The sequence below is a fragment of the Rhizobium sp. SEMIA 4085 genome (assembly GCF_013004495.1).
GTDB classification, from domain to species: Bacteria; Pseudomonadota; Alphaproteobacteria; order Rhizobiales; family Rhizobiaceae; genus Rhizobium; species Rhizobium gallicum.
In genome coordinates, this window is record NZ_JABEPH010000266.1 from 1 (window position 1) to 8,595 (window position 8,595).

8 protein-coding genes are annotated in these 8,595 nt (G+C 59.5%); 7 read left to right on the forward strand and 1 reads right to left on the reverse strand.

Annotation, left to right across the window (positions count from 1 at the left end; translation table 11 throughout):
• The first annotated feature begins 101 nt into the window (after positions 1-101).
• From C9413_RS22660 to C9413_RS22675, 4 genes are all read left to right on the forward strand, one after another.
• On the forward strand, positions 102-1,625 hold the full coding sequence (locus C9413_RS22660; protein ID WP_040115004.1) for an ABC transporter ATP-binding protein: 1,524 nt from the start codon (positions 102-104) through the stop codon (positions 1,623-1,625).
• On the forward strand, positions 1,622-2,722 hold the full coding sequence (locus tag C9413_RS22665) for an ABC transporter permease (RefSeq protein WP_040115003.1): 1,101 nt from the start codon (positions 1,622-1,624) through the stop codon (positions 2,720-2,722). The genes C9413_RS22660 and C9413_RS22665 overlap by 4 nt, the downstream gene beginning before the upstream one ends.
• Entirely contained in the window at positions 2,719-3,630 is a 912-nt protein-coding gene (locus tag C9413_RS22670) for an ABC transporter permease (protein ID WP_040115002.1), read from the forward strand. Before C9413_RS22665 ends, C9413_RS22670 begins: the two co-directional genes overlap by 4 nt.
• A 291-nt stretch (positions 3,631-3,921) precedes the next feature.
• Positions 3,922-4,719 carry a creatininase family protein gene (locus C9413_RS22675; RefSeq protein WP_040115001.1) on the forward strand — a complete coding sequence of 266 codons (798 nt, stop codon included), beginning with the start codon at positions 3,922-3,924 and terminating at the stop codon, positions 4,717-4,719.
• A 2-nt stretch (positions 4,720-4,721) separates the two neighbouring features.
• On the opposite strand, the gene C9413_RS22680 is transcribed toward C9413_RS22675, so the two are convergent.
• Entirely contained in the window at positions 4,722-5,672 is a 951-nt protein-coding gene (locus C9413_RS22680; RefSeq protein WP_040115000.1) for a LysR family transcriptional regulator, read from the reverse strand.
• A gap of 185 nt (positions 5,673-5,857) precedes the next feature.
• Here C9413_RS22680 and C9413_RS22685 point away from each other — a divergent pair, with 185 nt between their 5' ends.
• The 3 genes from C9413_RS22685 to C9413_RS22695 form a co-directional block, all read left to right on the forward strand.
• On the forward strand, positions 5,858-6,874 hold the full coding sequence (locus C9413_RS22685; RefSeq protein WP_170250940.1) for an ABC transporter substrate-binding protein: 1,017 nt from the start codon (positions 5,858-5,860) through the stop codon (positions 6,872-6,874).
• A gap of 73 nt (positions 6,875-6,947) precedes the next feature.
• Positions 6,948-7,775, forward strand: coding sequence for an ABC transporter ATP-binding protein (locus tag C9413_RS22690; RefSeq protein WP_040114998.1), 828 nt, complete (start codon positions 6,948-6,950; stop codon positions 7,773-7,775).
• Positions 7,776-7,777: 2 nt separating this feature from the next.
• The coding region (locus C9413_RS22695) for an ABC transporter permease (protein ID WP_170250941.1) at positions 7,778-8,595 on the forward strand (818 nt) is incomplete at its 3' end.

Below are 8,595 nucleotides of genomic sequence, written 5' to 3' on the forward strand. Positions count from 1 at the left end.
CCCGCGAAGCGGCACCGGCTGGGGCAACGCTCCCCGATGGCGCGGCCGTCGCCATGGATTGGCCCGTCGAGGGTGTCACTACGCCACTGCCGAAGTGAGGCATGACCGTTCCGCTCCTGTCGCTGCGCGGCGTTTCCAAGAGCTACGGCCAGAACCGGGCCAATCAAGCCATCGACCTGGACGTGGCCCCGCAATCGATCCATGCAATCCTCGGAGAAAACGGCGCGGGTAAGTCGACGCTGATGAAGCTGATCTATGGCGTCGAGCAACCGGACAGCGGGACCGTTATCTGGGAAGAAGAACCTTTGAGCCTCGCATCGCCTGCGGAGGCGAGGCGCAAGGGCATCGGCATGGTCTTTCAGCACTTCTCGCTGTTTGAGACCCTGACGGTGGTGGAGAACACGCAACTGGTCGTTCCGGGCCGGAAAACCGGACTCACTGAGCGCATCCGGAAGCTCGGGCGCGACTTCGGGCTCGAAGTCGATCCCCTCGCCCATGTGCACACGCTTTCCGTCGGCGAGCGGCAGCGTGTGGAGATCATCCGCTGCCTGCTGACAAACCCGAAGCTGCTGATCCTCGACGAGCCGACCTCCGTCCTGCCGCCGCAATCGGTGGAGAGACTCTTCGACACGTTGCGTCGCCTGCGCGACCGCGGCGTCTCCATTCTCTTCATCTCGCATAAACTGGAGGAAATCCGCGCGATCTGCGATAGGGCGACCATTCTGCGCGGTGGGCGCGTTACCGGGCATGTCGATCCGCGAAAACACGATGCTCATGACCTGGCCCGCATGATGATCGGCCGCGACATGCCGGAGCCCATGCCGGCGTTGCCCATTTCTGGCGGGGAAAAGCGGCTTGAAATCATCGGCCTCGACTATCGGCCGGATGACCCCTTTGCCGTGCCGCTCTCCACTTTAAGCCTCACGGTTCGTTCGGGCGAAATTCTTGGCATAGCCGGAATTTCCGGAAACGGGCAAAGCGAGCTTGCCTCGCTCATTTCCGGCGAAGCGGTCCTGCCAGGAGAACAGCACGAGCGGATCTACATGATGGGAAAGGACGTGGGCACGCTCAATGCGGCTGCTCGCCGGCAGCTTGGATTTGCCTTCGTTCCCGAAGACCGGCTTGGGCGTGGCGCCGTACCCGAAATGTCCCTCACCCACAACAGCCTGCTGACCGCTCATCCGCTCAACCTTCTCAGGTATGGTCTCGTTGACGAAGCCAAGGCGATGGCATTCACCGATGAGTGCATCCGCCAGTACGATGTCCGCACGCCCGGCCCAGAGGTGGAAGCCGGCTCGCTCTCTGGCGGCAATCTGCAGAAGTTCATCGTCGGCCGAGAGATCATGCTGTCTCCCAAACTGCTGTTCATCGCACAGCCGACATGGGGCGTCGATATCGGCGCTGCATCGGCCATCCGCAGGCGGCTTGTCGGGCTGCGTAACGAAGGTATGGCGATCCTCATCATTTCAGAGGAGCTCGAAGAGCTTTTCGAACTCTGCGATTTCATTCAGGTGTTGCACCACGGCGCTCTGAGCCCGGCTCTCGTCACACGGGACACGCGGCCGGAGGACATCGGCCGTTATATGATCGGTGCCTATTCTTCGCAGGAGACGGCTCTGGCATGAGGGCTTTATTTACAGCTATCCTTCCCACCCTTGTCCGTCGGGAGCGCGCATCGCTGACCGCCACCTTGCTTGCGCCTCCCGTTGCTCTGGGGTTGGCTACCATTCTCAATCTCGGACTTTACATGTCGATGGGCCGCGATCCGGTCGCCATCGTCTATGCGATGCTTCTCGAACCCTTCCTCTCTTGGGCGTCGTTTTCGGAAGTCATGCTGAAGATGGGCCCCCTTCTGCTCATCGCGCAGGGCCTGGCGATCGGTTTCCGCGCCAAGGTCTTTAACATCGGTGCCGAGGGCCAGTTCATTCTGGGTGCGATCTTCGCCTCGGCCATCCCCGTATGGTTCCCGCAGGCGACGGGTCAATGGATTTGGCCACTGATGCTATTCCTTGGCGCACTCGGTGGTGCTTCATGGGCGTCGCTCACCGCCTTCTGGCGCGTCAGGCTAAACGCGAACGAGATACTCGTTTCCCTGATGCTGAGCCTCGTTGCTGCGCAGTTGCTTAACTACCTGCTGCTTGGTCCCTGGAAGGATCCGAACGGGTTTAACTTTCCTCAGTCTGTGATGTTTCAGTATGACGCGATGGTGCCGGTCTTGATCTCCGGCACCCGCATCAACGTTTCCCTGCTCCTGACGATCGTCTTATCGATGGCGGCATGGATCTTCATGGAGAAGAGCTTCACCGGCTATAAGCTCCAGGTCGGCGGCCTCGCGCCGCGTGCCGCCGGCTACGCAGGTTTCAACGAAGGGCGGGCGATCTGGCTTTGCCTTCTCATTGGCGGATGCGCTGCGGGGCTTGCTGGCGCAGCCGAGGTTGCCGGTCCCCTCGGCCAGTTGCAGCGCTCGATTTCGACGGGTTATGGCTATGCGGCTATTATCGTCGCCTATCTCGGCGGTCTGCATCCAATCGGGATCGTGGTCTCTGCACTATTTATGGCGGCGCTCTACATCGGAGGGGACAATGCCATGGTGTCGGCAAACTTGCCGATTGCCGCGGTCCGTGTATTTCAGGGTAGTCTCCTCGTCGCCTATCTCATCGCCGTCGCCTTCGTGCGGTACCGTCTCGAATGGCGCCTTTCCGTCTACCGGAGCCGGCCATGAACGCCATCGAATTCATCCTTGCCGGGATGCTCGCGGCTGCGACACCGTTCCTCCTTGCAGCTCTCGGCGAGCTGGTGGTTGAGCGAGCCGGGGTTCTCAACCTCGGCGCCGAGGGTTTGATGGCATTCGGTGCGGTGCTCGCCTTCATCATCGTCTATCATGGTGGGGGCCATCTTTTCGGTTTCGTCGCCGCCGGTCTCGGCAGCGCCGCACTTTCAATGGTTTTTGCCGTCATCGCGGTCGGACTTCGGGCAAACCAAGTAGCGACGGGCCTGGCGATCGGCATTCTCGGCCAAGGCCTCTCGGCGCTCTTCGGCAAGACTTATGAAAGCCTCACGGTCAAGGGGCTTCCAAAGTTTGCCTTTCCATGGCTTTCCGATATCCCAGTCATTGGCCACCTTTTCATCCAAGACGCCGTCGTCTGGCTTTCCCTTGCCGCAACATTCGCCATCTGGGCGATGTTTGCCTATACGAAGGCCGGTCTTGTCGTCCGGGCGATTGGCGAGAACCCCAAAGCCGCCCACGCTGTGGGGTATTCAGTCATCGCCGTGCGCTTCGCCGCCATCGCATTCGGCGGAACGATGGCAGGGTTTGCCGGCGCCTACGCATCGGTCGTCTACACACCGCTTTGGGCCGATGGGATGATCGCCGGTCGTGGCTGGATCGCAATCGCACTGGTCGTCTTCGGGACGTGGCTCACCGGTCGGATCTTTTTGGGGGCGTGCCTCTTCGGAGCCGTGTCCCTGACGGGTCTCGCAGCCCAGGCGGCCGGACTGGACGTCCCTTCACAACTGCTTGCGAGCCTGCCCTATCTCGTCACGATTATCGTGCTGGGCATCATTTCGGCGGACCGCCGCCTGCTTAAGCTGAATGGCGTCGCCTCGCTCGGCGAGCCTTTCGAACGCTAGCATAACGCGAAGCGGCTTTGAGAATACAGGTGCGAAGAGAGTTCGACCCATGATCTGCGTTGCCGCGCAACCGGCATTGGCCGAAGGCGTGCGTTTCGGACCGCATTTTCTCCTCGGATTGTGGTGAAGAACCTGCGTCCGAAAAACTATTCCGAGCGCCACCTGGACAAGCCTTAGACTGTACTCGTGGAACCTCTCGCAAAAAGGCATCGGCATTGGCGCAAATTGATGCTTTTCGCATGCACGCTGGTTCCCTACTCAATAGTGGAAGGCCAAGGAAGGGATGCGGCAATGGCGATGCCATTTTACTGGAACGAACTCAATACCTCTGACTTCGCGGCGCTTTCTTGCGACACGACCATAGCGATCCTGCCGATCGCGTCGACAGAACAGCATGGGCCGCATCTGCCAATCGCCACCGATGTCGCAATCGCAAACGGAATGCTTGCGGTGTTGCGCAAGGAGCGGCCCGAAGACCTCGACATACTGGTCCTGCCGACACAGGAGATCGGCAAGGCGAACGAACATATCTATGGCCCGGGCACGCTCTCGCTTGGTGCCGAACTTTTGATCCCGATCTGGACTGCGATTGGCGCAAAGGTCGCGGAAGCTGGTATCCGCAAAATGGTGATCGTCAACTCGCATGGCGGCAATGTCGACATCATGAGCATCGTCGCGCGCGAATTGCGCGTCCGTCACCAGATGGCCGTGCTGTCGACACAGTGGGGCCGGTTCGGACATCCGGAAGGCATGATCAGCGAACACGAAGCAAAATACGGTATTCACGGCGGCGAAGTGGAGACCTCCCTGATGCTGCATTTCCGGCCGGACCTGGTGCGCATGGACAAGGCGCAGAATTTTGCCTCGAAAGCCGAATGGATGCGGGAACGGTCGAACTATATTCAGCCTTTACCTCCGCATTCGTTGGCGTGGATTGCACATGATCTCAATCCCAACGGCGTCGTCGGCAACGCCTTAGGCGGCACGGCGAAAAAGGGCGCAGCCATCTGCCGCCATCAAGTGAAGGGCTTCATCGAGATGCTCTATGATTTGAAGCTCTATCCTCTTTCGAATCTCTACACGAAGTAAGGTCAACCGGCAGCCGGCTTGTCGGGCGCGATGTGCCCCTTGACCTGAAGTTCCTGCACAAGGCCGGCAAGCTCCGCCAGCAGGTATTCCACGAACAGGCTCGTTGCGGCGTCCAGCGGCGCACGCACACGGGCAAACAATTTCATCGGCTGCTGGCGCGCATGCGGCTCGGCGACCGGACGGAAAACCAGTTCCCCCTTTCGGCACTCGGTGATCACGTCAAGCGGATTGAGCATCGATAATCCTGCCCCGCATTTCACCAGCTTCTTCAGCATCTCCGAAGCATTGGTCTCGAGCACCGGCTCGACATGAACATCGAGCCGCGCAAGTGCAAGATTGATCACTTCGCGCAGGCTGGTGCCCTGTTGGGCCAGCACCAGTCGCTCCTGCACCACGTCCGTCAGGTTGATCGGGCCGGGACCGATAAGCCGATGGCCGGGTGGCAGGACGACGCCGATAGGGATATCGAAAGTTCCCAGAGTGCGTATTCCAGGTGTCGCCGGAATATTGAAGCCGAGGCCGATATCCACCTCACCCGACAGCACGGGATTGACTGTCATCGTGCCGGCATCATTCCTGATCTGGAAGAAAACACGCGGATGTTCCAGCTGAAAGCGGCTGATGATTTCCGCCAGCGGCCCAGCGGCAAGCCCGACCGTCGTTACCAGACGCACCTTGCCCGCCTGCTGCATCCTGAGACTGCGGATGCGGCCCTCCAAACGATCGTAATTCTTCAGAACCTCGCGAATGTGTTCTATGCACAGTTCGCCGGCCGCAGTCAGCCTGAGGCCGCGCGGCAGGCGCTCGAAGAGCGGAGCGCCCATTTCCGCTTCCAGCGCCAGGATCTGCCGGTTGATGGCAGAGGAAGCGACGTTCAACCGTGCCGCTGCCTTGCGGATAGAGCCCGACCGCGCAATTTCGTTGATGTAGAGAAGCTTCCTGGAATGCAGCATCGCGCGCCCTCGGTGCATCAAATTAAAGCACGCAGCCCAATTTAGGAGCGCGCACCGTTTGAGATGCCAAAAAGGCATCGTTGCGCACGAATTTTGATGCTTTTCAAAGAGCAACGCAATCGCTCAAATAAAGAAAATGGGGTGCCGGTAAGGGCAATCCCTGGCACCATAGGGGAACGCCGAACATGTCCAATGTACTGAAAAATATTGCACTCACCGCATTCCTTGGTCTCGGCGGCTCGATCGCCACGGCCGCGCCGGGCCACGCGCTCGACCAGGTAAGCTATGGCACCAATTGGTTGGCGCAGGCCGAGCATGGCGGCTTCTATCAGGCGGTCGCCGACGGCACCTACGAGAAGTATGGTCTTGACGTCAGCATCGTTCAGGGCGGCCCGAATGCAGCAAACAGCGCGCTGCTGATATCCGGCAAGATCGACTTCTACATGGGCGGTTCACAGGGCGAAATCACCGCCGTCGAGCAAGGAATTCCTTTGGTGGATGTCGCAGCCATCTTCCAGAAAGACCCGCAGGTGCTGATTTCGCATCCTAATGCCGGCATCGAGACGTTCGAGGATCTGGCCAAGCTGAAGACGCTGTTCCTCGGCAAGGACGGTTACCTGACCTATTTCGAGTGGATGAAATCCAATTACAAAGGCTTCAAGGACGAACAGTACAAACCCTACAACTTCAATCCTGGACCGTTCATCGCCGACAAGGAGTCTGCCCAGCAAGGCTACCTGACGTCCGAACCCTACGAAATCCAGAAGCAGACGGGCTGGGAGCCGAAGGTGTTCCTGCTCGCCGACAACGGCTATACCCCATACTCCACGATGATCACAACGACACAGATGATGATCGACACGAAGCCGGACGTCGTCCAGCGCTTTGTCGATGCCTCGATCGAGGGCTGGTACAATTACCTCTACAGTGACAACAGCAAGGCGAATGAACTGATCAAGAAGGACAATCCGGAAATGACGGATGGTCAGATCGCCTATTCCATCGCAAAGATGAAGGAATTCGGCATCGTTGAATCCGGCGACGCCATGGACAAGGGCATCGGCTGCATCACAGACGCGCACTACAAGAAGTTCTTCGACGAAATGGTGGCCATCAACATCTTCAAGGCAGACACGGACTATACCAAGGCCTTTACGACCAAGTTCGTCTGCAAGGGCACCGTCCTGTCGCTGAAGAAGTAAGCCACAGGGCTGTGTGAAGAGCTTGCCGCGCCCCAGCGTCAAGCTGCATCCTCTTCAAACAAAGAGACCCGCAATGCCCCTAGCCGAGGTCCAGACGGCGCCGCTGACTGAAAAACGCAAACGGCCGTTGGTCGCCATGCAAGCCGTTTCGAAGGTTTTCTCCAGCGGAACAGTCGCGCTTTCTGGCATGTCGCTCACGGTCGAGACCGGCGAGTTCATCAGCCTGCTCGGCCCGTCCGGTTGCGGCAAGTCGACTGCGCTTCGCATCATCGCTGGCCTTGGTGATATCACGTCCGGCAGCATCGACTGGCCAAGTTCGCGCATCAACGCAAAGGGACTTCCCGAAGGCGATATCGGTTTCGTCTTCCAGGAGCCGACGCTGATGCCGTGGAAGAATGTCTTCAGCAATGTCCATCTGCCACTAAAGCTGCGCGGGATTTCAAAGGCCGCGGCACGCGATCAGATCATGGGCGCGCTCGCGACCGTCGGCTTGCAGGATTTCGCCGGCGCCTATCCGCGCGAGCTCTCCGGCGGCATGAAGATGCGCGTCTCGATCGCCCGTGCGCTCGTAACCAGACCGAAACTTCTTTTGATGGACGAGCCCTTCGCGGCACTCGACGAAATCACCCGTCAGAAGCTGAACGACGATGTGCTGCGGCTCTGGAAGGAGACAGGCATCACCGTGATCTTCGTCACCCACTCCGTCTTCGAATCCGCCTATCTATCTAGCCGCATCGTTGTCATGAAGGCGCGCCCGGGCCGGGTTCATGCAGATCTTTCGCTTGTGACGAGCCGCGAGCGCGACGCGCATTATCGCACCTCGGAAGAATACCGGCGCGCCTGCGAAACGGTCTCCCATTCGCTGATCGGGGCAATTAACGCTGCAAAGGAAGATCGTTGAAGATGGACACAGCCGACGCCTTCGCGCCGTCAATCCCCAATCGGCCCAACCCCAAGCGGCGTGATCTGGCGCTTCGCATTTCCGTACCCTTCGCCGTCATAGCCGTCGTTGTTTTGATTTGGGGGCTCTATGTCAAGCTCTCCGGTGTTCCGCCCTATATCCTGCCGGGACCGATCGCCGTGGCCAATGCCTTTGCCGCGGATTGGGGCACCCTCGCCCCCGCCCTTTGGGTCACAACCAAGATCACCGTCATGTCGCTGATACTGGCACTTGTCGGCGGCGTCGGTTTTGCGATCTTCCTCGTTCAATCCCGGTGGATCGAGATCGCCTTCTATCCGCTTGCAGTGATCCTGCAGGTAACACCGATTGTGGCTATATCGCCTCTCATCCTCATTTATGCACCATCGACGCAGGTGGCGCTCCTCATCTGCGCTTTCCTCGTCGCCTTCTTTCCGATCCTTTCCAACATGGTCCAGGGCCTGAAAAGCGTCGATCACAATCTGATCAATCTGTTCGAGCTTTACGGCGCCACGCGTTGGCAGACGCTGCTCTATCTCAAGCTGCCTGCAGCCCAGCCCTATTTCATGACAGGGCTCAGGATCGGTGGCGGGCTTGCGCTGATTGCCGCTGTTGTGGCGGAATTCGCAGCCGGCTCAGCCGGCGCCGGTTCCGGCCTCGCCTTTCGCCCGCCCGGGGCCCAGTATCGGCTTAACCTACCCCCCCTTTTCGCGGCGGTGCTGGTGCTGTCCCTGCTTTGCGGCGCCCTCTTTTCCGTCACTGCCCTCATCTCCTGGCTCCACCTGCCTCGCTGGGCTGAAAG